The organism is Priestia sp. USM5, assembly GCF_058323215.1.
Map to the genome: position 1 here is coordinate 2,144,627 of NZ_JBSGKN010000001.1, position 22,685 is coordinate 2,167,311.

Here is a 22,685-nt window from a genome sequence, read left to right on the forward strand (position 1 = left end):
TAGAAACATACGTTCTGTTGATGCGAACACTATAAAATTAAAAGATAGGATACATGATCATTTATTCTTAGACACGAAGCGCAAACGTTTGTGTTTCATACATAATGTAGTAATGTTCGTTGTGATGAAAGGGGTAGTATGAATGGCTCGGAAACAACAATTTAATTATAATGAAGATGCAATTCAAGTACTAGAAGGATTAGATGCCGTTCGTAAACGTCCTGGTATGTATATTGGAAGTACGGATACACGAGGTCTGCATCATTTAGTATATGAAATCGTCGACAACTCTGTCGATGAAGCTCTAGCAGGCTACGGAGAAGAAATTATTGTAACCATTCACAAAGATAATTCAATTTCTGTACAAGATAAAGGTCGAGGTATGCCAACGGGCATGCATAAACTAGGAAAACCAACGCCTGAAGTTATTTTAACCATCTTGCATGCAGGAGGTAAATTCGGACAGGGTGGATATAAAACAAGCGGAGGCTTACACGGAGTAGGTGCATCTGTTGTAAATGCGCTGTCTGAATGGTTGACTGTAACTATTCATAGAGATGGATTTATTTATGAACAGCGTTTTGAAAATGGAGGAAAGCCGGTTACGACGCTAGAAAAAATAGGGAAAACAAAAAAAACGGGAACAACGATTCATTTCAAACCGGATGCCACGATTTTTTCAACAACCGTGTACAATTATGATACGCTTTGTGAACGGCTCCGCGAATCGGCTTTTCTGTTAAAAGGATTCAAAATAGAGTTAATCGATAAAAGGCATGATCGTCAAGATATCTTTCATTATGAAACAGGTATTCAAGCCTTCGTTTCATATTTAAATGAAGAAAAAGATTCACTTCATCCAGTCGTCTTTTTTGAAGGGATTCATCATAATATTGAAGTTGAATTTGCGTTTCAATTTAACGATGGTTATTCTGAAACCATTTTATCATTTGTTAATAATGTTCGTACCAAAGACGGGGGAACGCATGAGTCCGGTGCAAAAAGCGCTATGACGCGTGCGTTTAATGAATACGCCCGTAAAGTAAGCCTGCTAAAAGAAAAAGACAAAAACTTAGAAGGAACGGATATACGAGAAGGATTAGGAGCCATCGTTTCCGTTAGAATACCTGAAGAGTTGCTTCAGTTTGAAGGACAAACCAAAGGAAAGTTAGGTACAAGTGAAGCTCGTTCGTCGGTAGATGCAGTTATTTCTGAAAAACTTGCCTATTTCCTAGAAGAAAATCCAGACGTAAGCTCTCTTCTTGTAAAAAAAGCAATCAAAGCTGCTCAAGCGCGTGAAGCGGCACGTAAGGCGAGAGAAGACGCAAGAAACGGGAAAAAACGAAAGCGTCAAGAAACCGTTCTAAGCGGGAAGTTGACGCCTGCGCAATCAAGAAATCCTCAGCGAAACGAACTGTACCTAGTCGAAGGGGATTCCGCCGGAGGTTCAGCAAAACAAGGAAGGGATCGCCGCTTTCAAGCTGTGCTGCCGCTGCGAGGGAAAGTTATCAATACCGAAAAAGCCAAACTTCAAGATATTTTTAAAAACGAAGAAATTAGTACGATCATTCACGCGATAGGCGGAGGAGTAGGCGCAGATTTTACAATCGATGATATTAACTACGATAAAATAGTCATCATGACCGATGCGGATACGGATGGGGCTCATATTCAAGTGCTTCTTCTAACGTTTTTCTACCGCTATATGAAACCGCTTGTGGAAGCAGGAAAAGTATTTATTGCTCTTCCACCGCTCTACAAAGTAAGTAAAGGGTCAGGTAAAAAAGAAGTGGTTGAATATTCATGGAGTGACGAAGAGTTGCAAGGTGCTATCGATAAGGTAGGAAGAGGGTATATGATTCAACGCTATAAAGGTCTCGGTGAAATGAACGCAGATCAGCTTTGGGAAACAACAATGAACCCAGAGACGCGTACGCTGATTCGTGTTCGTATTGATGATGCTGCTCGCGCTGATCGTCGTGTGACCACTTTGATGGGCGATAAAGTAGAACCACGCAGAAAATGGATTGAAAGCAACGTAGCGTTTGGATTAGAAGAAGATCCAAATATTTTAGATAATGAAAATGTATTAACGGTCGCAGAGGAGGACGTACAATGACACAAACAGAACGCTTTTTAGATTTACCTCTTGAGGATGTACTAGGCGACCGTTTTGGTCGATACAGTAAATATATTATTCAAGAGCGTGCACTGCCGGATGCAAGAGACGGGTTAAAACCCGTTCAGCGCCGTATTTTATATGCAATGCACGTAGATGGAAATACAGCAGAAAAAGGGTTTCGCAAGTCAGCCAAAACTGTAGGGAACGTAATTGGTAACTATCACCCTCATGGTGATTCATCTGTATATGATGCCATGGTTCGAATGAGTCAAGAATGGAAAGTTAGAAATGTATTAATCGAAATGCACGGAAACAACGGAAGTATTGATGGAGATCCCCCAGCAGCAATGCGTTATACAGAAGCTCGCCTTTCATCGATTGCTGCAGAACTTCTACGAGATATTGACAAACAAACGGTTGAGTTTGTGTCTAACTTCGATGATACAAGCAGCGAACCAACTGTGTTACCAGCTATGTTTCCTAACTTGCTAGTGAATGGATCCACGGGTATTTCAGCTGGTTATGCTACAGAACTTCCTCCTCATCATTTAGGTGAAGTAATTGACGCAACGATCATGCGAATTGATAAACCAACGTGTACAATTGAAGAATTAATGACGGCTATCCAAGGTCCTGATTTTCCTACAGGGGGAATCATTCAAGGTGTAGACGGGATTAAGAAAGCCTACGAGACAGGTAAAGGGAAAATTATTATTCGCGGAAAAACGGAAGTGGAGTCCATTCGCGGCGGAAAACAGCAAATTGTCATTACGGAAATTCCGTTTGAAGTAAACAAAGCCAACCTTGTGAAGAAAATGGATGAGCTTCGTTTAGATAAAAAAGTGGAAGGTATTGCTGAAGTTCGCGACGAAACGGATCGTACGGGTCTGCGCATCGTAGTAGAATTAAAAAAAGACGCAAATGCTCAAGGAGTACTTCACTTCCTTTATAAAAATACGGATCTGCAAGTACCGTATAATTTTAACATGGTTGCCATTGCTAAAAAGCGACCAAAGCTTATGAGTTTGGCTAACATTCTTGATGCTTATATTGATCATCAAAAAGAAGTAGTAACAAATCGTTCTAAATACGAACTGCAAAAAGCACGTGAACGTGAACATATTGTAGCGGGATTGATTAAGGCACTGTCGATTTTAGATGAAGTTATTGCGACGATTAGAGCTTCTAAAGATAAGCGCGACGCTAAAAATAATTTAATTGGCAAATATGAATTTACAGAACCTCAAGCAGAAGCGATTGTGTCGCTTCAATTATACCGTTTGACAAACACGGACATTACAGCTCTACAAGCGGAAGCTGAAGAGCTAGGTGCTAAAATTAACGAGTTAGAAGAAATCTTACATAGCGAGAAAAAACTTTTTAATGTAATCAAAAAAGAATTACGCCGTGTAAAAAAGCAATACAGTACAGAACGCCGCTCAAAAATTGAAGCGGAAATCGAAGAGATTAAAATTAATCTAGAAGTGATGGTTCCATCTGAAGAAGTGATGGTAACAGTCACAAAAGACGGATATGTAAAACGAACAAGTCTTCGTTCTTACGCCGCGTCTAACGGGCAAGACTTCGGTATGAAAGATACGGACCGAATTTTAGCGAAGTATGAAATTAATACAACCGAAACGCTGCTCATCTTCACAAACAAAGGGAATTATTTATATATGCCAGTGCACGAACTTCCTGATATCAGGTGGAAAGACATGGGTCAGCATATCATGAACATTGTTCCAATTGATAAAGAAGAGCAGATTGTACGAGCGATACCGGTAAAAGAATTTAAAGAAAATCAGTATCTGCTTTTCTTTACGAAAAATGGTATGGTCAAAAAATCAGAATTACTTCAATATAAAGCACAGCGCTACTCCAAAGCTCTTGTCGCCGTTAATTTAAAAGGCGATGATGAAGTAGTGGACGTATATCAAACGGATGGTAAAAAACAAGTGTTTATTGCCACTCGCTCTGGCTACGGACTGCGTTTCCGGGAAGAAGAAATTAATATTGTAGGAACTCGCGCTTCTGGTGTAAAAGGAATTAACTTAAAAGACGATGATTATGTTGTAAGCGGCGTTATCTTCGATGAAGATGAAGCTCTATCAACTGAATTATTTATCGCCACGCAGCGAGGAGCTGTGAAAAAGACAAAAATTGCTGAGTTTGAAGAATCAGCACGAGCAAAACGAGGGCTAGTGATGGTCCGAGAACTAAAATCTAATCCGCATCAAATTGCAAAAGTAAAAGTAATCTCTAAAGAGCATTATATGATAGTGGAATCATCTAAAGGTCAAATCGAGCAGGTTGATCCATCTACAATGCGAGCTAGTGACCGATACAGCAACGGTTCATTCGTATTGGACCAAAGCGAAGCTGGGAATTTAGTTGATATGTGGCTGGAAGAAAAATAACAAAAAAAGTAGTAAAGTTTTTAAAGCTTTACTACTTTTTTTACCCAATATTTTTAAATTAAACTATGTTCTAAATAAACAGTATAAAATGATTTTCCTACTCCTCATTCCAAATAAAAATCATACATCTCCTACACAAGCCTCTAAGAAACTTTTGAATGTTCAAATTGTCCAAAACATATATATATAAGAACATCTAGGAGGTGTTATATATGAACTATTTTATTCACGTAACTCCTAAGACTAAACTTTTTGTTCGGGATATTGGAAAAGGGGAACCCGTTCTTTTCCTTCACGGGTGGCCTGTTAACGCTAAAATGTACGAATACCAATTTACAACGCTGCCGGCCTGCGGTATTCGGTGTATTGCTCCTGATCTTCGGGGATTTGGAAAATCAGATACGCCTTTCACCGGCTATTCTTACAATCAATTAGCGGATGATATTCGTATGTTAGTAGAAAAATTAGGACTTAAAAATTATACGCTAGTAGGCTTTTCTATGGGGGGAGCCATTGCCATTCGATATATGAGTAGACACTTAGGATATGGCGTGAAGAAGTTAATTTTATTAGGGGCAGCGGCTCCAAGCTTTATTCAAAAAACTGATTTTCCATACGGACTTCCTTCTGAAGAAGTAAATACAATTATTCAAAATACGTATAGAGATCGTCCTAACATGCTTGAAGACTTTGGGAAAAAATTTTTTAATCAGCCTGTCAGCGCAGCTTTTAGAGGATGGTTTCAAGATTTAGGTTTAGAGGCATCTGGCCATGGAACGATTAAAACTGCGGTGTCTTTACGAGACGAAGACTTACGGGAAGATTTGAGTCAAATTTTCGCTGAGACATATATATTACACGGAAAAAAAGATCAAATTTGTCCATTTGATCTTGCAAAAGTAATGAATCGCCACATTTCATTTTCTACACTGATCCCATTTGAAAATAGTGGACACGGTCTTTTTTATGATGAACGTGAGAAAGTAAATGACACCCTTATTGAACTCATCAATAAAAGCTCAGCCGATAAGTAAGGATACACATTTAAAACCGAATTGGCAGCCAAATAAAAAAAGTAAAAAACCAGCACCTAACGTAATGAGGCGAAAAAGCTTAGGCGTGATAAATTTTCTTGTAAAATGAATGCTGCTCGCAATATTTAAATTCCAAAGAATGATGCCAAAAATAATAAAGAAGCTATGAAAAAAGACGGATAGCCACGTTTGACTTTGAAGGCTTTCGCTTAAGCTTGATCCAAATACACCAAACCAAAACACAATATTTAAAGGGTTCATAAGAGCAATAAAAAAACCTGTAAAAAACGACTTATCTTTTTTAGCAGAAGGGTTATTTACATCTACTGAAAAGGAACGAGAGACAGCTTGTTTCATACTTTGAAAGCCAACAAATGTGAGCATGACAAAACCCGTTGCATACAGGACAACCGTAACAGCCTGCATCTGAACAAAAGGGGTTAACCCTATTAAAATGAGAAGCATAAATAAGATATCGGCTGTCATTCCTCCTAAACCAACTAGCCAAGAAGCCCAAAATCCTTTTGTCAGACCTCTTTTAATCATCTCTATATTAATTGGACCTACCGGTGCTGCGAGACTAATACCTAGAATTATTTGTTTTATAGCAATCAAAAACCACTCCACAAACACAGCCTCCTTTCTAACTTGTCCAATAGTAGCTTATATATATATAGATTAGAATTTTATAATTTAGAAGCGAGATTTAGTTAAAAATACTCATAAACTTTCTTTTTTTTAATACACATGTAACGTTGAGTTCCATAAGGAGGGTTTTAATGGCATCAAAAATGCTTTTTCGAGCTAATGAGATTTTAGAGTCAACGCATGTCCCGTTCTGGGGGAAAGATGCTTTTCAATATTTCCAAAGCGATATATTATCAGAAGAAAATCCATTTCCCTGTATATTAGGGGTAGAAGGCTTTAAAAAAGATTTACTGCGTTTTTCATTTGTGACGACTCCTTATAACTATCAAGATATTAAACATGCAGCGGCGGCACTTAGAGAATACATAGATACATTTAAGACCATAGGTCGCTATACATCCTTTGTGTTATTCTTTAAGCCTGAACATAAAGAACGGTCAATGGAAGAGTACGAAACGATGTTTTGGGATACGCTGACGTTTCTTCATCAAATTGATCAAAAGAAATGGCCGCAAGATATTCCGAAAGACCCAAAAGATGCATTATGGGAATTTTGTTTTCACGGAGAACCTATTTTTGTCGTCTGTAATACGCCTGCTCATTCTCTACGTAAAAGCCGTAAGAGCAGAGGATTTATGATTACATTTCAGCCGCGGTGGGTGTTTGAAGGTATGACAGGAGATTCAAAAATAGGGAAGCATGTACAAAAAGTCGTCCGCGATCGGTTAAAAACATATGATGACGTATCAGCTCACCCTGAGTTAGGCTGGTATGGACAGCAGGAAAACAGAGAGTGGAAGCAATATTTTTTACACGATGATAATAACAATACTACTGGACAGTGTCCATTTAAATTAAAAAGGAGTGAGCAGCATGGACGTAAAAAAAGCCTCTATTAAAAAAGGAGTTGGCGGAAAGTTTGAAGAAGTAATTAAAGAGCTGCTTCCGGCGTATACTGGATACGTTGAAGTACAGCACGATATTGCTTTTCAAACACATCCGTCTCATACGCATCCAACTGATGAAATTCTTCATATACTTGAAGGATCTATTTACTTTACAGTTGAACGTGATACGGTTCTATGTCAGGCCGGAGATCGGATACATTTACCGAAACAAACGGTTCATTCTTCAAAAGCCGGTCCTGATGGATGCACATACGTTATTTCCATTTTAAAATAAAGACGAAAGAAGATGATGCTTATGCTACGTTCCCGGCCAGTGTTGCTACTTATCGATGTACAAGAAGGGTTTTATTCACCCCAGTGGGGAGAAAGAAACAATTTAGATGCAGAAAAGAATATGCTGACGCTACTGCAAGCATGGAGGCGCCAAGACTATCCTGTCATTCACGTGCAGCATGCATCAGAAAATCCAGACTCTCCTTTACATCCAAGTTCAAAGGGGTTTCAGTTCAAAGAAGGATTTGGTCCACAAGAAGACGAATACTTAATTCGCAAGCACGTGAACAGCTGTTTCATTGGAACAGAGCTAGATAGCTATTTAAAAGCAAATGGCTATGATACGCTTATCTTAATAGGACTAACTACTAATCACTGCGTCTCTACGACTGCGCGCATGGCTGGAAATCTAGGGTATAGGACGTATGTTGCGAACGATGCAACGGCCTGTTTTGATTGTATGTCCTACGATGGAAAAACCAGACTTCTTGCAGAAGATGTACATACATTCGCACTGTCTTCCTTGCACGGAGAGTTTGCAACGGTCGTTTCTACAAAAGAGACTCTTCAAGTCCTTCAAACCTTTCAATATGCCCAAAACCAATAACCGATGTGCATGCGCACATCGGTTTTTTATGTAGATTATGTTTCTTAAAAGAAGTAAAATAAAGATAATTCTATACTATAAGGAGTTTGTACATATGATCATTCGTTATGCTAAAGAAGAAGATTTACCTATGCTTGTTGAAATTTATAATCAGTCCGTTCAAACAAGTGCTGCTACTTTTGACTTAACGCCTGTAACAGTAGAACAAAGAAGGGGCTGGTTTAATAATCATATTGGCAATGAACTTTTTCCACTTATTGTCGCGGAAAAAGATGGAGTAGTAGCGGGCTATGCTTCGCTTTCCTCGTATCGAGATAAAGAAGCGTACATTCAAACAGTAGAGCTATCGATTTATATTGATAAAAATCAACAAGGGCATGGTATTGGGAAACAGCTTATGAAGCGCATTTTGGAATTAGCTAAAGAGCTCGACCATCACGTTGTCATTTCAGGAATTACAAAAGGGAATGATATCAGTATCAAAATGCATGAGCAATTTAATTTTACATTTTGCGGAGAGTTTAAAGAAGTGGGCTGGAAATTTGATCAGTGGCAAGATGTACTTTTTTATCAGCTTATTTTATAAGATGTATGACACCTTTACACATTGTAACGTTTTAGTTTCATGTGTAAAGGTTATTAAAATAATAAGTTGTTTTATTATTTTAATACGAAAGGTGTTAGCTATCATGAGTACACATTTTCAATATCAACATCTAAGAGCTGTGCCGAAAAGATGGTCCCAAAAAGAACTGCATATCCAGCTGAATAGAATCAAACACAATTCTGAACTATCTACTATAGCAGCAGATCCGCTTTTTCATCTGTTAGAATGTACCCGTTCAGGCCTTCAAACTAAACAAGAAATCATAGACTACATCCAAACCATTCCTAATCACCAACTTCCATCTTTTGCAACTCATTTAAGCAGGTTAATTCAGCGTATTTATTATATCGAAGCTGCTGATTACTATAACCGTCCCCTCAAAGGTTATATGCTTGTTATGAAAAACCAACCCGCTTATATATCTCTTCATTTTGCCGATCAGCTCATATAAAAAAAGCGCTCTATTCTTTTGAATAGAGCGCTTTTTTTATTCGTATTTTTTCACTGTTACTTGACATTCTTTTAACGGGATAAGCTTCGACTTTTTCGTCCATTTGTATCCTAACCAAACAATTAAGAATAAAGGAAGTCCGATATAAGAAACAAGTACACCGTACCAGTCAATCGAGTCACCCATAAACGCCGAATAGTTTTGGCCTAAAATAACAACGGCACATAAAATAAAGGCAAAGATAGGGCCAAATGGGAAAAGTTTTGCATGATATGGAAGTTCACTCAAATCATGACCTTGAGCAACAAATGCTCTTCTAAAACGATAGTGGCTGATCGCAATTCCTAACCAAGCAATAAAACCAGACATACCAGAAGCGTTAAGTAACCACGTATATACCGCACCGTCTCCAAAAAATGAAGCACCAAATGCAAGTGTACCGACAAGTGCCGTTGCGATTAAGGCATTAACTGGAACGCCTCGTTTATTCACTTTTGCTAAAAACCTTGGTGCTTTTCCATCTTTCGCTAAGTTCCACAGCATACGCGTAGAAGCATACATGCCTGAGTTACCAGCAGATAAAACAGCTGTTAAAATAACGGCATTAATCGCTGATGCTGCAAACGCCAGACCTGCTCGTTCGAATATCAAAGTAAACGGACTTACTCGCACGTCATCACTTGCTAATGAATTCGCTGTGTATGGAATAAGCATTCCAATAACAAAAATAGCTAAAATATAAAATAACAAGATGCGCCAGAAGACTTGTTTAACTGCGCGAGGAACCGTTTTTTCCGGATCTTCACTTTCTCCAGCTGCGACTCCAAGCAACTCTGTTCCTTGGAATGAAAAACCAGCTGCCATAAAGATACCTAGTACAGTGAAGAATCCACCGTGAATCGGTCCATCACCAAGCGTGAAGTTTTTAAAACCTGGTGCTTCATTGTTAAAGATACCAAAAATCATCATAATACCAATAACTAAAAAGATAATAACCGTTACTACTTTAATTAACGAAAACCAAAATTCAGATTCACCAAATCCTTTTACAGAAAGGTAGTTAAGCCCAAACATAATTAATAAAAACAGGGCACTCCATAAAATAGAAGAAGAGTTTGGGAACCAAAATTTCATAATAAGGGCTCCAGCGGATAATTCAGCTGCAATCGTAATAGCCCAGTTATACCAGTAGTTCCAGCCGAGAGCGAAACCAAAGGATGGATCTACAAAACGAGACGCATACGTACTAAATGAACCAGCTTCAGGCATATAAGCTGCGAGCTCTGCTAGGCTGGTCATCAAAAAGTAAACCATGACGCCAATGATAGCGTAAGCTAAAAGCGCTCCCCCAGGTCCTGCTGTGTGAATTGCTCCACCACTTGCTAGGAATAAGCCGGTTCCGATGGCTCCTCCTAATGAAATCATCGTTAAGTGGCGAGATTTCAACCCACGTTTTAATTCTTGCTGCTCTTGCATAGATAAATACTCCTTTCGAATGTACGGAAAGAGACGGGATAACATAAAAAAAGCCCGCAGTATATGTGCGCGCTTTTAAATCTGAAAACCGCGTCAACCTTCCGTGAAGATAGCTCTTCACATCACTCGCATGATGTGACAGTTCTGTTCCTGTTCGGAGACAGCCCCAGCTTAAATCAACCGAGAAGTGATCTAAACTTCGGCAATTTTTCCTTTCAAGCAACATCCTCAATGTTCTCTGCATTTCCGTTACTTTACTATTAAAAACTGCGACCTCTACCTCATCGATTAGGATGAGGGTTTTTTATATTCAATTGACATAAAAGAAGTATAACAAATACTAAAACGATTGTCATTATAAAAAATAGATTCAGAAAATAGAAACATCTTTGAAATCTCTCGAATCTATTTTGTTACATATGGTATAATAAACATTGTCTTTATACTACATAAATATCCAAACGTACCACAGGGGGAGCCGCCGTGCTGAGAGTGAACGAAACGTTCAGACCCTTAGAACCTGTTAGTTAACGCTAGCGTAGGAATGTGGGAATAGTAGCATATATTTGCTTACTCCTGTGTAAACCGTTTGATATGAATGATTCAAAAACAGGAGTGAGAAACGTGAATAAAGCATTACCTTTACAGGCTAAAATTGAAATAGCTATTTTTGCAGCATTGGCACTTCTACTTGACCTTTTGCCTTCCATTAAGATTGCAACGGCTGTAAGTATTTCGTTCTCCATGGTGCCCATTTTTATTATGTGCTTTCGCTGGGGAGTAAAAGGCGGGGCTCTATCTGGTCTATTATGGGGGCTTTTGCAGTTAGCGACAGGAACGGCTTATATTTTAACAGCGCTACAAACATTTATTGAATATATTGTGGCTTTTGCTTTTATAGGTTTTGGAGGTATTTTTTCACAATCTATTAAAACAAATTTAGCTACCAATAACAGATCAAAAGCTTTTGTTTTGATTGTTTTATCCCTTATTATCGGAAGCTTCGCACGTTATTTCTGGCACTTTATTGCTGGTATTATTTTCTGGGGATCGTACGCACCAAAAGGTATGTCCGCTCTGTGGTATTCTTTTTCAATGAACGGTATTTCAATGGTAGGGTCACTAATAGCCTGCTTAGTCATTCTTTCATTGTTAATTCCATCGGCATCAAGAATGATTGTAACTAAATCACATTCATCATAAGAAAAAAGACTAAATCTACCAAGATTTAGTCTTTTTTTTCATTTGTCACCTTTGTTTACACAAAAGTGTGTCAGGTTTGATAACATAGTTAGTGAAATATTCAAAAAACTGTTTTATGATAGTCAACATATTCAAACGAGATAAAGGATTGATCGTATGCTACAGAAATGGATCACGAGCATAGGTTTAGATATTGGAACAAGCACAACAAAACTGATTGTAAGCAAACTGTTAATAGCAAATCAACAAAATCAGTTTACGCTGCCAGGCTGTCAAATTATTGATCGTCAAGTAACGTATGCAAGTTCTATCTATACCACACCTATGCTAAACGAGGTTGAAATCGATGTTCAACGATTAACGGTACTACTAGAACAAGAGTACAAGAATGCAGAAATCTCCTTAGATCAAGTGGAGGCGGGCGCTGTGATCATCACAGGAGAAACTGCTAGAAAGCAAAATGCAGAAACTATCGTTCACTATCTAGCCGAACATGCTGGAGATTTTGTTGTTGCAACAGCCGGTGCTGACTTGGAAGGAATATTGGCGGCAAAAGGATCAGGAGCAATACAACATTCCGCTGAAACAAATGCAGTAATTGCCAATATTGATGTAGGAGGAGGCACCGCTAACATCGCTTTATGTCAAAACGGAAAAGTGATCGAAACGTTTACGCTGCATGTAGGTGGAAGATTAATTCGGCTGAATTCAGACGGCTTTGTTACCTACGTTTCACCTTATTTAACTGAATTTTTAAAAAATAATTCTTTAATACTGCGAGAAGGTGAAAAAGCAACATTTGAAAAACTCTCGTCTATCTGTCAATTACTATCTGTCAATTACTAGCTGAAGAAACCGTGAATTATGTAAGAGCACTAATTCAAACCTCTTCGCTGCTCGTTTCTCCTCATACAAGATCTTCTATCCAACCAGAAACAATTATGATTTCAGGAGGGGTAGGAGCAATGATGGAGAAGCAAAAGCCGAAAACAGTGAGGGAAGTGGCTGTACATGGAGACATTGGTCCTCTGCTAGCGTATCAGTTTCAATCCATACACGTATCTCAAGCCGCTGAAACAACGCGCGCTACTGTCATTGGGGCTGGCATGCAAAATACAGAAGTTAGCGGATCAACCGTATACATTAAGTCTAAAAAACTGCCGCTGAAAAACATTCCGATTATAGAAATACCTGTACAGCCAGAGGAGGAGTGGAATCCGCAGCTGTTTCAAGAAAGAGCTCGAGCGTCATGTATGCAGGCTTCAACTGTTTTCAGCGCAGAAGATCCTCCCGTTGCTATTGCTTTATCTCATTTCCCTTACTGCAGCTATATAATGCTGCAAGAATTAGCAAAAGTAATAAGCGCTGAATTTGGTGCTTGTTTTAAAGGAGCTAAGTGCCTCGTTGTTTTATGCGAGCAGGATATTGCTAAAGCTTTAGGACAAGCACTAGCCAAACAGGAGAACGAATTAGAAATTATTTGTTTAGATCAAATTGACTTTACCCACGGAGATTATATCGATCTAGGGTTACCCGTAGCTGGAGAGGCAATCTCTGTTTCGATTAAAACACTCGCTTTTTCATCATAATCAACTGAACATACAAGGAGGAAAAGATGTTTAAAACTACCCGGTTGTTAGGAGAAACATTTTCATTTTATAGCTTGAAAGAAATTATGGCCAAAGCAAACGAAGAACGTTCTGGAGATCAGCTCGCAGGAGTTAGCGCTGAGTCAACGAAAGAACGAATGGCAGCCAAACAAGTGCTAGCTGATATCACACTTGCTGATATTCGAAATTACCCGCTGCTAAGCGCAGATGAAGACAACGTCTCGGCATTAATCGAAAGTCAGGTTGATTCATCGGTTTACGACATTATTAAAAATTGGACAGTAGGGGAGTTAAGAGAATACATCTTATCTGATGAGCATACCGGAGAAGACCTTCTTGCGCTTAGCAAAGGATTAAACAGCGAAATGATTGCGGCAGCTACTAAAATTATGTCCAATTTAGATTTAATTCAAGGAGCTGCCAAGATAGAAGTGCAAACTACTTGTCAAACGACTATCGGTCAAAAAGGCGTATTGGCTTCAAGAGCCCAGCCTAATCATCCTTCAGATAACTTAAAAGGAATGAGAGCATCTCTCTACGAAGCGTTAAGCTATGGAATTGGAGATGCGGTTATCGGAATTAACCCTGTTATTGATACAACGGATAATATCTACGCGCTTTTAAATGAAACAAAAAATATAATCAACGAATGGTCGATTCCTACTCAAAACTGTGTATTATCACATGTGACGAGCCAAATGAGAGCAATCGAAAAAGGAGCAGCTGCTGACTTGATTTTCCAAAGTTTAGCAGGCACAGAAGCCGGTAATGATTCATTTGGGATTTCACTGTCTATGCTCGATGAAGCGACAGCGTTAATTCATGAAAAAGGGACAGCAAAAGGTCCGAACCGCTGGTATTTTGAAACAGGACAAGGTTCTGAACTGTCAGCAGAAGCCCACTATAATATTGATCAAGTAACGCTCGAAGCTAGATGCTATGGCTTAGCTCGCCACTACAAGCCTTTCTTAGTTAACACGGTTGTTGGATTTATTGGACCTGAATATTTATATAACAGCAAACAAGTTCTGCGAGCTGGGTTAGAAGATCATTTTATGGGCAAAATGCACGGCTTGCCTATGGGAGTAGACGTATGTTACACCAATCACATGGATGCTGATCAAAACGATATGGATAATTTAAGTATGCTTCTAGGAACAGCTGGGGTGAACTTTGTAATAGGAGTGCCCATGGCTGATGACTGCATGCTAAACTATCAGTCTCTTAGTTATCATGATATCGCAACCGTGCGCAATGTACTCGGCCGTACCCCAACTCCGTTATTTCAAAAATGGCTTGAAGATCAGCGTATTATGGAAAACGGACGCTTCACATCAAGAGCTGGAGACCCAACTATTTTTATGAATTTGATTTAAGGAAGGTGCTTACTATGATACCAAAGTCAAATCGCGATCCGCTTGAAACACTGAAACAATTTACCCCTGCCCGCATAGGTGTTGGCCGTACGGGAACAAGGCCGCTAACAAAAGACGTTTTATCTTTTCGCACAGATCATGCCGCAGCCGTAGACTCTGTATACGGCTCAGTTTCAGAAGATATTCTATCTGAGTTTAACCTTTTTTCTGTGAATACACGCGCGGAGTCAAAAGAACATTATTTAAAACGGCCGGATCAAGGGAGGTTATTAGCAGATGGCGCTAAGAAAGAGATTTTAAAAAACTGCGTGCCACAGCCTGATGTACAAGTAGTGGTATCAGATGGACTGAGCGCTAAGGCAATTGAAGAAAACATGAGCGACGTGTATCCTGCTTTAATTGATTCACTGGAGTCATATGGACTTCGTATCGGGACTTCGTTTTTTGTAAAAGGAGGACGAGTTGCATGTATGGATGAAATTGGTGAAATCATAAAGCCAAAAGCACTTGTGCTATTGATTGGAGAGCGACCTGGGCTGGTCAGTGCTGAATCCATGAGTGCTTACATGTGCTATGAACCTAGCAAAGGCAAAAAAGAGTCTGATCGTATGGTTATTTCTAATATTCATAAAAGAGGAACGCCTCCTATTGAGGCAGCCGCACATATCGGTACCATGATTGACAAAATGATTAAGCAGCAAACAAGCGGTGTACATCTTATTGTCTAAACATCAAAAGGAGGAGAACGTATGGCGTTACAAAAACAATTAAAACCTATTCATTTATGGGCTATTTCAGTTGGTATGGTTATTTCAGGACAATACTTTGGGTGGAACTACGGGTTTGAACAAGGCGGGATTATCGGACTTGCAATTGCAACCTTAATTGTAACGGTGTTTTACACAACGTTTATGTTCAGCTATGCAGAGCTTTCAACATCTATCCCGCAAGCTGGTGGACCTTCAGCTTATGCAAGAAGAGCACTTGGACCTTTTGGCGGATATATCGCCGGAATTGCATGCTTGCTTGAATTTATTTTTGCTCCTCCTGCTATTGCGGTATCAACAGGAGCATACCTGCACTTTCTTATCCCAGCCGTTAACCCTGTATATGCAACGGTAGGTGCCTTTATTTTCTTTGTTTTACTAAATTTAATCGGGGTAAAAGAAGTAGCGGTGATTGAGCTTACAGCTACCATTGTTGCACTAATTGGTTTATCTATTTTTTATGTAGCTGGTTTGCCTCATGTACAAACATCAAATATTTTTAACGATCATTCATTTATTAACGGGCCAACAGGGGTACTAGCGGCTATTCCATTCGCTGTTTGGTTCTATCTTGCAATAGAAGGCGGAGCAATGGCAGCGGAAGAAGTGGAAAACCCTAAGAAAAACATTCCTAAAGGATTTATTGGAGCGATTATTACTCTTGCAACCGCAACGTTGTTTACGCTATTTGTAACAGCAGGACTTGGCGGAGGAAGCGGGAAGCTAGCCGATTATCCACTTCCGCAGGCACTGTCTTCTGTATACGGAAACGGCATTTCAACCGTTGTTGCTATTATCGGGCTATTCGGATTGATTGCTAGTTTAAATGGAATCATCATGGGATTTTCAAGACAAACCTATGCGCTTGCACGAGATGGTTACTTCCCTAAATTTCTTGCTAAAACGAATAAAAAAGGAGTTCCTGTCGGCGGTTTGTTGATTCCGGGAGCAATCGGTGTGATTTGTGCTGGATCTGCCACGTTTGCCAATGCCCTTATTATCTTATCTGTATTCGGAGCAATGATGATGTACTGCATCAGTTTAGTTTCTCTTTTTATTTTACGCAAAAAAGAACCTAACTTGTCTCGTCCTTTTAAAGTAAATTACCCGGTAGTGCCAAGCGTTGCTTTAGTATTAGGGATTCTGTGCTTATACAGCATTATAAAATACAGTGTGCTTACAACAAGTTTAATGCTGTTTGGTGTTTCTCTACCTTTAATGTATGTGATTCTTGGCATTTTCCTTCTTTCAATTATTTACTATGTTTTTTATGGTTCAAGACAGCTTAAAAAAGAGGCATCCAATTCATATCAAGAAGCATCTATTAAATAAGAAGAAAAACGGCTGCTGTAAGAGCAAGCCGTTTTTCTTGTGAAATTAAAGGGTTGAGCGTTTTTTTGTAGAATGATATACTAGGTCTGTTTGTTGGAAGAATATACATACATTTATATTAGATAAAGAAGGGGCAATTATGATGAACAAACGTAATACAATCATTATCACGGTTGTTTCATCTATTCTGTTATCAGCCTGTCAGCAAGAAGAGACAATAAAAGACGGAAATACAATGATAGTAGAAAAAGATGCAAAAAAAGTACTAAATGAACCAAAAACACAGGTAGAAAGCATTCAATCAATTGATTTGAATAAAGAAGCAATGAGCGGAAAATTTATCACAGCCTGGATGACTGATTATTTTTCAGCGTTCGGAAAAGCAGTTGATGACAACTCTTTTAATGATCTAAAAGCTTTTTTGAAAGCGGACAGTTCTTTTTATAAAGAGCAGAACCTTCTTGTTGAAAATTTCACACGACAAGGCATCGAGCAGAAGAAGCAAACGTTTCATATTGTCAATTGGTATGAAGAACCTAACCATGTGTTCAAAATACAAACCCACGAGGAAAGCTTATTAAAACAGCCCGGCAAAGATCCTTACAGCAAAGTTTGCGACCGCCTTTATACAGCTGTTTACCAAAACGATACGTTAAAGCTATCGAGTGTAGAACCATTCGACTTTTCATCTAAACCAAATACACACACTGAAACTCCCACTACACAAACAACAGATTTACACGACTACGATGGAAAATGGACCACTGGCAATGATAACGGATCTCCTATCATTCAATTTCTTGCTACATCCAACTCGGAAGCGACGATTAAAATAAATTCGTACCAGCCACCTAGCAAAATCCGCGTGTCAACCGTTGAACAAAAAAATATTCGCTTTGAAAATAACCAAGCCGCCATTGAATATGAAAATGATGGGCAAGGAAATAAAGGAACCATTGTCATTACGCTTAAAGAAAACTCCATTTCGTTACTTGCTAAAACAGTTCAACATAAAAAGGCAAAATGGGGAATTCCAAGCGGTGATTACGTACTCGATACGTTCGAAAATTAAAGATCCTTTTAAGAATAGACTAAATTCGGCATTGAGGAGGACACCTTATGCATAAAAAATGGACGATTGCATTCGTTCTACTGCTGCTAATGGTTTTGACGGCCTGTGAAGAAAAAGAAACAGTTAAGTTATCCAAACCAACCGAACCTTCCTCAGATGAAGTGATCCCAAAAGATCAAGCTAAGTCATCTACCAAGCCTGATCTTGTATCAGAAAAAAAAGCAGAAAAAACTGCAGTTGAGACGATGAATAAAATTTCAAGCACCTATAAAGAATTAGGTGAAGAGTATGAATGGGATAATGAATCTAACCCTGCTGATTATGAAACGTTAAAAAAAGCGCTAACGCCATATGCAACATCATCTTTAATTGCAACAAAGTTAAAAAGTATCTCCACTAACTATTACTGTAAAGAATGTAATATGAGCTTTTTCCCTGATGTTAATCATCTTATTCGATTTGAACTTATTAACAATCACGCCGGGCAATTTTCGGTGTCAGCCATTGAACCAATTAGTAAAGAAGGAAGCGGCGGACTGACCATTTACATGAATTTTAAATACGTTAATAAGCAATGGAAGTTAAATGAATGGGATGAAGTTACCTATCATCAAAAATACCTCAACATTACGGCTGATGAATATATGGAATACGTGAAGTCAATTAATCCTTCTAGTGATATTTCATACCAAGGCGAAACAACCCGCACAAATGAAAAAGGGGAAAAGGAAGAAATCATGGTTTTCAAAGAGAACCATACAAAGTATGCCATCAGCAAAAACAGCTCTCAGCGAATCGACGACTTTAAAGAAGGTGAAAAAGAAAAAGAAGAGAAGGAAGAAAAAGATTTTAATTTAAAAAACATCCAAAAAGTTGATCAAGAAACAGCGGATATTTTCATTGAACATTATTTGCGAGATTTAACAAAGTCCATTAACACAAATAAATTCGAACACGTACAGCCTTATATCCAGCGTGACAGTGTTTTGTGGAATGATCAAAAGCAGCTTGTGAAAATGCTGTATGAAAGAGACATTCGAGAAGAACTCGTTGATTATTCGGTATTAGACGTTGAACCTGTGAGTGAAGAAGAAGATGATGATGAAACGGTCTATACAATCCAAACAAAAGAAGTTATTTCCATTACAACGAACGGTCAAAGTCAAGAAAAAGAGTATTACCGAACGTATACCGTTTCTTACAGCAACAAACAGTTGTATCTGACAAAAATTGAATCACTTTAAAAAACATCACGTTCTGCGTGATGTTTTTATGTATACACAATTTGTGTAATTCCTATCATGATAGATTTTAACGTTCCACCATAAAAAGCAAATCTTTAGAAAGAGCATTTTAAAAAATACTTTACTATACTAACGCAAGATAACTCTTCCTTATCAAGCGTTCACATGATAAAGTAGAGTAATAAGCAGAAAATAGAATTTATTTTACATATAATGGATGTTTTTATTAAAATCTTAAAAAAACGGCTTTCTAAATTGAGTTTTGAGAGGTTTTTGAAAAATTTTAATGGTATTTGTTGCAGTTTGATAAAAATTCATTATATACAATTTTGGATCATTTAAAAGGTATTCATTTATTTGTGGTAATTAGGAGGGTTAAAATGGAAGAATTTGAATTATCGCCTGCGAAAAATTCGTTTCGCCAGCTAAAAGAGCAGTGGGAAGAGGCAGAGCTCTTAGATGAAGATAACAACTTGAATTTAAAGCACGTTTCAGATGAAGAATTTATTCAGCTCTTTTTTTCAATGCGTATTATCAAAAAATCACTTTCTCCTCATACGATCAGATCTTACAATCAAGACATGAAAACGATTCTGTCTTTTTTCTATGAACGAGAGATTACATTAAAATCGATTGGATTTATGGAAGTCAAATTATTTAATGAAGAAATGATAAATCAATATGCCAATCGCACTGCTGCAAGAAAACTAGAATTTTTTAGAAGAATGCTAGAGTTTGGACACGCTACTCATTTTTATCCTTCGCTGTATACGACGTGGATTGAAAAACCATCTATCGCAAAAGGACATTACAGTGATAAGGAAAAACAAAATCGTACCGAATACCGAGAGCTAACCGATCGCGAAGCCCAGGTGATTGTAAATGCGTTAGAATCCGTCGTGCGCATTCGCCAGCATGAAAAGGAATTCAAAGCGCGCAATCGCTTAATGGGAATGCTTTTGTATATGAGTGGAATGCGTTCAAGTGAACTGCTAAGTTTAAATTGGGGAAGCTTCCGCGAAGACCGCCGCGGAAATTTGGTTGTAGATGTGATTGGTAAAGGAAAAAAAGAACGCACTATTCCCGTGTTTGATGATGTGAAAGAAACGCTTTTCACTTATCGGCAAGCGTTAAATGAAAGCACCGAACTAAGTCCTTTTGACACTGAACCGCTTTTTTACTCCATTAAAGAGTATTATCGTACCGGCGAAAAAAAGCGATTATCCTATACAACGTTGTATCGAACGATTAAATCAGCTGTTTATAAAGTGAAAGGAAACGCGTCTATTTCTCCTCATTGGTTTCGTCATACCTTTATTACAAATAGTTTAGCTAATGACGTTCCGCTTGCGGTTGTGAAACAAGTAGTAGGGCATTCTTCTATTGCTACAACGAACGTTTATCTTGAAAAACTTCAAGAGGATATGGTATACGACGCGTTTCGAAAGTCGGGCTATCGCTAATCACTTATAATATTTTTATGTAAACTAAAAAATATATATTTTCATTTTTACTGCTTATGCGTATGAAATAAGTTGTATAAATGAATAAGTTACTTTTCCTACAATATACTGGTAGAAAGTCGATAAAGGAGGGAGCTACCTATGACGGCTAAACATCCGCTTCACTACCATTTCGGAGAAGTAACGGAGCTTTTTCATTACATATACGAAGTTTGTGAAACAGCAGGTATTTATATTGACTGGAGCGGAACAGCCCAAACCGTTCAGCTATATCGAAGTAAAGAATCTTTTTTATCCGGAGAACGCTACATCGGAGCGATTCAATATGAAGGGAGCAATCAGTTTCAAAAAAGATGGCCTTCTACCGTCAGTTTGAGATTTCGACGTGCAAACTTGTCGTTTATTTTAAAATATTGTTTAGAACAAATTGAAGACTACCGCAAAGACACAAATAAAGAACCCTTCATTAATCCAAATGCAGAATCCATCGCGTTTAAATTCACCTCTTTAACAGATGAAACCAAACAAGTGATTTCAAAAATTAAAGAAGTATTATGTATTGCCAACTACGTATAAAACCCCGCAGAATGTTACCTGTGGGGTTTTGGGTATTTAACGCAGGTTTTCTGCGTCTTGAAGCAATTGTTCGGCGCGGAATTCAAGTTTTTGTAAAGTGTCGGTATAAATCTTTACCTGCTGCTCGTTTAGCTGGGACGTTAATTCGGAAAATACCTGTTCTACAGCAGGCGTCACTTCTGTTTTTAAACGCAGGCCGTCTTCTGTTATTTGAATAAAAAACGAGCGGCGATCTTCTGGGTTTCTAACACGCTGAATCCAATTTTGTTTTTCTAGTAAATCTAAAATTTTAGTCAGCGTCGCTTGATCTTTATCTGCTCGCTCAGCTAATTGCTTCTGTGTACTATATTCAGCTTCTGATACGCGCTTTAAAACGGTCCACTGTTCTGGCGTAATCCCAAAAGGACGTAAGTGTGCGGCAACGACTCTGCTTAAGCGCTTACTTGTACGAACGGTGGGAATGCCGAATATTTCTTCTAACGATTCCATATAAAACCTCCTGCATATATACCTGCTGTGATTATATCAGCTGTTTTTATTTCTGTAAATTTGTTTGTAAAGGTGATCCTTTATAAAAATAAATTTACACAATAAATTGCAAATACACTAGACTTATTGTGTGTATCCTTGTAATCTAGTGTAAGAATAGTTAAACTTTTTCAAAAACAGTAGGGGGTACACACATCCATGATTAAAGCGGTTTTTTTCGACCTAGATGACACGCTACTTTGGGATCAAAAAAGCGTAAAAGAAGCATTCGTTGCAACATGTACATATGCAAGTGAAAAATATAATCTAAAACCTGAAGAACTAGAAGAAACGGTGCGTAAGGAAGCAAGAGAATTATATGCTTCGTATGAAACCTATGAATTTACGCAAATGATTGGCATTAATCCATTTGAAGGGTTATGGGGAAATTTTTTAGACGATCATGATCAATTCCGAAAAATGAAAGATATTGTTCCTACTTATCGAAAAGAAGCTTGGACTCGAGGCCTTCGTGCTCTAGGAATTCACGACGATGCTTTTGGAGCGGAATTAGCTGAACGTTTTCCATTAGAGCGCCGCAAAACACCTTTTGTATACGAAGAAACGTTTGAAGTGCTTGATCAATTAAAAGGAAAGTACAAGCTGCTGCTGTTAACAAACGGTTCACCTGACTTACAAAATACCAAATTAGATATTACATCAGAACTAGTTCCATATTTTGATGAGATTGTGATTTCAGGGGCATTTGGCCGGGGTAAGCCTGATCCATCTATTTTCGACCATGCTTTATCACTTATGGATTTAAAGAAAGATGAAGCGATCATGGTTGGAGATAATTTAATGACAGATATACTGGGTTCTTCTCGCGTTGGAATGAAATCTGTATGGATTAATCGTCACGATAAAGAGCGAAATGAAGTCATTCCTACTTATGAAATTACCCATTTAAGTGAACTGCATTCAATTTTAGATGAACTAAATTCGTAATACGAACAAACAAAAAGAGG

22 protein-coding genes and 2 riboswitches are annotated in these 22,685 nt (G+C 38.3%); of the genes, 19 read left to right on the forward strand and 3 right to left on the reverse strand.

Annotation, left to right across the window (positions count from 1 at the left end; genetic code table 11):
- Nucleotides 1-142: 142 nt before the first annotated feature.
- The 3 genes from parE to ACWATA_RS11740 all read left to right on the forward strand — a co-directional run bounded on the left by parE (nt 143) and on the right by ACWATA_RS11740 (nt 5,576).
- Complete coding sequence (gene parE / locus ACWATA_RS11730) at nt 143-2,119, forward strand: DNA topoisomerase IV subunit B (protein ID WP_028413163.1); 1,977 nt, start codon at nt 143-145, stop codon at nt 2,117-2,119.
- On the forward strand, nt 2,116-4,542 hold the full coding sequence (parC, locus tag ACWATA_RS11735) for a DNA topoisomerase IV subunit A (RefSeq protein WP_033579117.1): 2,427 nt from the start codon (nt 2,116-2,118) through the stop codon (nt 4,540-4,542). The genes parE and parC overlap by 4 nt, the downstream gene beginning before the upstream one ends.
- 212 nt (nt 4,543-4,754) lie before the next feature.
- Entirely contained in the window at nt 4,755-5,576 is an 822-nt protein-coding gene (locus ACWATA_RS11740; RefSeq protein WP_048019242.1) for an alpha/beta fold hydrolase, read from the forward strand.
- Here the strand turns inward: ACWATA_RS11740 and ACWATA_RS11745 are convergent.
- Nucleotides 5,562-6,203: a LysE family transporter gene (locus ACWATA_RS11745; RefSeq protein ID WP_033579115.1), complete on the reverse strand. Its 642-nt coding sequence runs from the start codon at nt 6,201-6,203 to the stop codon at nt 5,562-5,564. The two genes, ACWATA_RS11740 and ACWATA_RS11745, sit on opposite strands and share 15 nt — an antisense overlap.
- A gap of 152 nt (nt 6,204-6,355) precedes the next feature.
- Here ACWATA_RS11745 and ACWATA_RS11750 point away from each other — a divergent pair, with 152 nt between their 5' ends.
- The 5 genes from ACWATA_RS11750 (at nt 6,356) to ACWATA_RS11770 (ending at nt 9,070) form a co-directional block, all read left to right on the forward strand.
- Nucleotides 6,356-7,123, forward strand: a complete 768-nt coding sequence (locus ACWATA_RS11750; protein ID WP_473049858.1) for a YqcI/YcgG family protein — start codon at nt 6,356-6,358, stop codon at nt 7,121-7,123.
- Entirely contained in the window at nt 7,098-7,406 is a 309-nt protein-coding gene (locus tag ACWATA_RS11755; protein WP_013057236.1) for a cupin domain-containing protein, read from the forward strand. The genes ACWATA_RS11750 and ACWATA_RS11755 overlap by 26 nt, the downstream gene beginning before the upstream one ends.
- A 21-nt stretch (nt 7,407-7,427) precedes the next feature.
- Nucleotides 7,428-8,012, forward strand: a complete 585-nt coding sequence (locus ACWATA_RS11760; RefSeq protein WP_063248105.1) for a cysteine hydrolase family protein — start codon at nt 7,428-7,430, stop codon at nt 8,010-8,012.
- Nucleotides 8,013-8,106: 94 nt separating this feature from the next.
- Nucleotides 8,107-8,598, forward strand: coding sequence for a GNAT family N-acetyltransferase (locus ACWATA_RS11765; protein WP_473049859.1), 492 nt, complete (start codon nt 8,107-8,109; stop codon nt 8,596-8,598).
- A 103-nt stretch (nt 8,599-8,701) separates the two neighbouring features.
- Nucleotides 8,702-9,070, forward strand: a complete 369-nt coding sequence (locus tag ACWATA_RS11770) for a hypothetical protein (protein WP_033579111.1) — start codon at nt 8,702-8,704, stop codon at nt 9,068-9,070.
- A gap of 36 nt (nt 9,071-9,106) precedes the next feature.
- Here ACWATA_RS11770 and ACWATA_RS11775 read toward each other — a convergent pair whose 3' ends face one another.
- A complete protein-coding gene (locus ACWATA_RS11775; RefSeq protein WP_047750873.1) occupies nt 9,107-10,546 on the reverse strand; it encodes an amino acid permease in 1,440 nt (479 codons plus the stop codon).
- A gap of 102 nt (nt 10,547-10,648) precedes the next feature.
- Nucleotides 10,649-10,833: riboswitch (Lysine riboswitch) on the reverse strand.
- 174 nt (nt 10,834-11,007) lie between these two features.
- Nucleotides 11,008-11,108: riboswitch (TPP riboswitch) on the forward strand.
- Between the two features lie 32 nt (nt 11,109-11,140).
- On the opposite strand from ACWATA_RS11775, the gene thiT reads away from it, so the two are divergent.
- From thiT to ACWATA_RS11825, 10 genes are all read left to right on the forward strand, one after another.
- Nucleotides 11,141-11,749: an energy-coupled thiamine transporter ThiT gene (gene thiT, locus ACWATA_RS11780; protein ID WP_047751853.1), complete on the forward strand. Its 609-nt coding sequence runs from the start codon at nt 11,141-11,143 to the stop codon at nt 11,747-11,749.
- 156 nt (nt 11,750-11,905) lie between these two features.
- Complete coding sequence (locus ACWATA_RS11785) at nt 11,906-12,595, forward strand: ethanolamine ammonia-lyase reactivating factor EutA (protein WP_473049860.1); 690 nt, start codon at nt 11,906-11,908, stop codon at nt 12,593-12,595.
- Nucleotides 12,596-12,606: 11 nt separating this feature from the next.
- Nucleotides 12,607-13,338, forward strand: coding sequence for an ethanolamine ammonia-lyase reactivating factor EutA (locus ACWATA_RS11790; RefSeq protein WP_473049861.1), 732 nt, complete (start codon nt 12,607-12,609; stop codon nt 13,336-13,338).
- 26 nt (nt 13,339-13,364) lie between these two features.
- The gene (locus ACWATA_RS11795; RefSeq protein WP_473049862.1) at nt 13,365-14,735 is read left to right on the forward strand and encodes an ethanolamine ammonia-lyase subunit EutB; all 1,371 of its coding nucleotides are present in this window, start codon (nt 13,365-13,367) and stop codon (nt 14,733-14,735) included.
- A gap of 14 nt (nt 14,736-14,749) precedes the next feature.
- Nucleotides 14,750-15,463: an ethanolamine ammonia-lyase subunit EutC gene (gene eutC / locus ACWATA_RS11800; RefSeq protein WP_034266476.1), complete on the forward strand. Its 714-nt coding sequence runs from the start codon at nt 14,750-14,752 to the stop codon at nt 15,461-15,463.
- Between the two features lie 21 nt (nt 15,464-15,484).
- Nucleotides 15,485-16,834: an ethanolamine permease gene (eat, locus tag ACWATA_RS11805; protein ID WP_034266474.1), complete on the forward strand. Its 1,350-nt coding sequence runs from the start codon at nt 15,485-15,487 to the stop codon at nt 16,832-16,834.
- A gap of 142 nt (nt 16,835-16,976) precedes the next feature.
- The gene (locus ACWATA_RS11810; RefSeq protein WP_223546630.1) at nt 16,977-17,906 is read left to right on the forward strand and encodes a TcaA NTF2-like domain-containing protein; all 930 of its coding nucleotides are present in this window, start codon (nt 16,977-16,979) and stop codon (nt 17,904-17,906) included.
- A 47-nt stretch (nt 17,907-17,953) separates the two neighbouring features.
- On the forward strand, nt 17,954-19,150 hold the full coding sequence (locus ACWATA_RS11815) for a TcaA NTF2-like domain-containing protein (RefSeq protein WP_473049863.1): 1,197 nt from the start codon (nt 17,954-17,956) through the stop codon (nt 19,148-19,150).
- 380 nt (nt 19,151-19,530) lie between these two features.
- Nucleotides 19,531-20,613 carry a tyrosine-type recombinase/integrase gene (locus ACWATA_RS11820; RefSeq protein WP_154991271.1) on the forward strand — a complete coding sequence of 361 codons (1,083 nt, stop codon included), beginning with the start codon at nt 19,531-19,533 and terminating at the stop codon, nt 20,611-20,613.
- Between the two features lie 141 nt (nt 20,614-20,754).
- Entirely contained in the window at nt 20,755-21,189 is a 435-nt protein-coding gene (locus ACWATA_RS11825; RefSeq protein WP_013083346.1) for a hypothetical protein, read from the forward strand.
- A 36-nt stretch (nt 21,190-21,225) separates the two neighbouring features.
- Here the strand turns inward: ACWATA_RS11825 and ACWATA_RS11830 are convergent, their stop codons facing one another.
- Entirely contained in the window at nt 21,226-21,678 is a 453-nt protein-coding gene (locus ACWATA_RS11830; protein WP_033579104.1) for a MarR family winged helix-turn-helix transcriptional regulator, read from the reverse strand.
- Between the two features lie 198 nt (nt 21,679-21,876).
- On the opposite strand from ACWATA_RS11830, the gene ACWATA_RS11835 reads away from it, so the two are divergent.
- Nucleotides 21,877-22,665, forward strand: a complete 789-nt coding sequence (locus ACWATA_RS11835) for an HAD family hydrolase (protein ID WP_154991272.1) — start codon at nt 21,877-21,879, stop codon at nt 22,663-22,665.
- The last annotated feature ends 20 nt before the right edge of the window (nt 22,666-22,685 follow it).

What these genes read in the sequence shown, in the direction of transcription:
- parE (WP_028413163.1), top strand. Translation starts at nt 143, where the DNA reads ATGGCTCGGAAACAACAATTTAATTATAATGAAGATGCAATTCAAGTA.
- parC (WP_033579117.1), top strand. Translation starts at nt 2,116, where the DNA reads ATGACACAAACAGAACGCTTTTTAGATTTACCTCTTGAGGATGTACTA.
- ACWATA_RS11740 (WP_048019242.1), top strand. Translation starts at nt 4,755, where the DNA reads ATGAACTATTTTATTCACGTAACTCCTAAGACTAAACTTTTTGTTCGG.
- ACWATA_RS11750 (WP_473049858.1), top strand. Translation starts at nt 6,356, where the DNA reads ATGGCATCAAAAATGCTTTTTCGAGCTAATGAGATTTTAGAGTCAACG.
- ACWATA_RS11755 (WP_013057236.1), top strand. Translation starts at nt 7,098, where the DNA reads ATGGACGTAAAAAAAGCCTCTATTAAAAAAGGAGTTGGCGGAAAGTTT.
- ACWATA_RS11760 (WP_063248105.1), top strand. Translation starts at nt 7,428, where the DNA reads ATGCTACGTTCCCGGCCAGTGTTGCTACTTATCGATGTACAAGAAGGG.
- ACWATA_RS11765 (WP_473049859.1), top strand. Translation starts at nt 8,107, where the DNA reads ATGATCATTCGTTATGCTAAAGAAGAAGATTTACCTATGCTTGTTGAA.
- ACWATA_RS11770 (WP_033579111.1), top strand. Translation starts at nt 8,702, where the DNA reads ATGAGTACACATTTTCAATATCAACATCTAAGAGCTGTGCCGAAAAGA.
- ACWATA_RS11775 (WP_047750873.1), bottom strand. Translation starts at nt 10,546, where the DNA reads ATGCAAGAGCAGCAAGAATTAAAACGTGGGTTGAAATCTCGCCACTTA.
- thiT (WP_047751853.1), top strand. Translation starts at nt 11,141, where the DNA reads ATGAATGATTCAAAAACAGGAGTGAGAAACGTGAATAAAGCATTACCT.
- ACWATA_RS11785 (WP_473049860.1), top strand. Translation starts at nt 11,906, where the DNA reads ATGCTACAGAAATGGATCACGAGCATAGGTTTAGATATTGGAACAAGC.
- ACWATA_RS11795 (WP_473049862.1), top strand. Translation starts at nt 13,365, where the DNA reads ATGTTTAAAACTACCCGGTTGTTAGGAGAAACATTTTCATTTTATAGC.
- eutC (WP_034266476.1), top strand. Translation starts at nt 14,750, where the DNA reads ATGATACCAAAGTCAAATCGCGATCCGCTTGAAACACTGAAACAATTT.
- eat (WP_034266474.1), top strand. Translation starts at nt 15,485, where the DNA reads ATGGCGTTACAAAAACAATTAAAACCTATTCATTTATGGGCTATTTCA.
- ACWATA_RS11810 (WP_223546630.1), top strand. Translation starts at nt 16,977, where the DNA reads ATGAACAAACGTAATACAATCATTATCACGGTTGTTTCATCTATTCTG.
- ACWATA_RS11815 (WP_473049863.1), top strand. Translation starts at nt 17,954, where the DNA reads ATGCATAAAAAATGGACGATTGCATTCGTTCTACTGCTGCTAATGGTT.
- ACWATA_RS11820 (WP_154991271.1), top strand. Translation starts at nt 19,531, where the DNA reads ATGGAAGAATTTGAATTATCGCCTGCGAAAAATTCGTTTCGCCAGCTA.
- ACWATA_RS11825 (WP_013083346.1), top strand. Translation starts at nt 20,755, where the DNA reads ATGACGGCTAAACATCCGCTTCACTACCATTTCGGAGAAGTAACGGAG.
- ACWATA_RS11830 (WP_033579104.1), bottom strand. Translation starts at nt 21,678, where the DNA reads ATGGAATCGTTAGAAGAAATATTCGGCATTCCCACCGTTCGTACAAGT.
- ACWATA_RS11835 (WP_154991272.1), top strand. Translation starts at nt 21,877, where the DNA reads ATGATTAAAGCGGTTTTTTTCGACCTAGATGACACGCTACTTTGGGAT.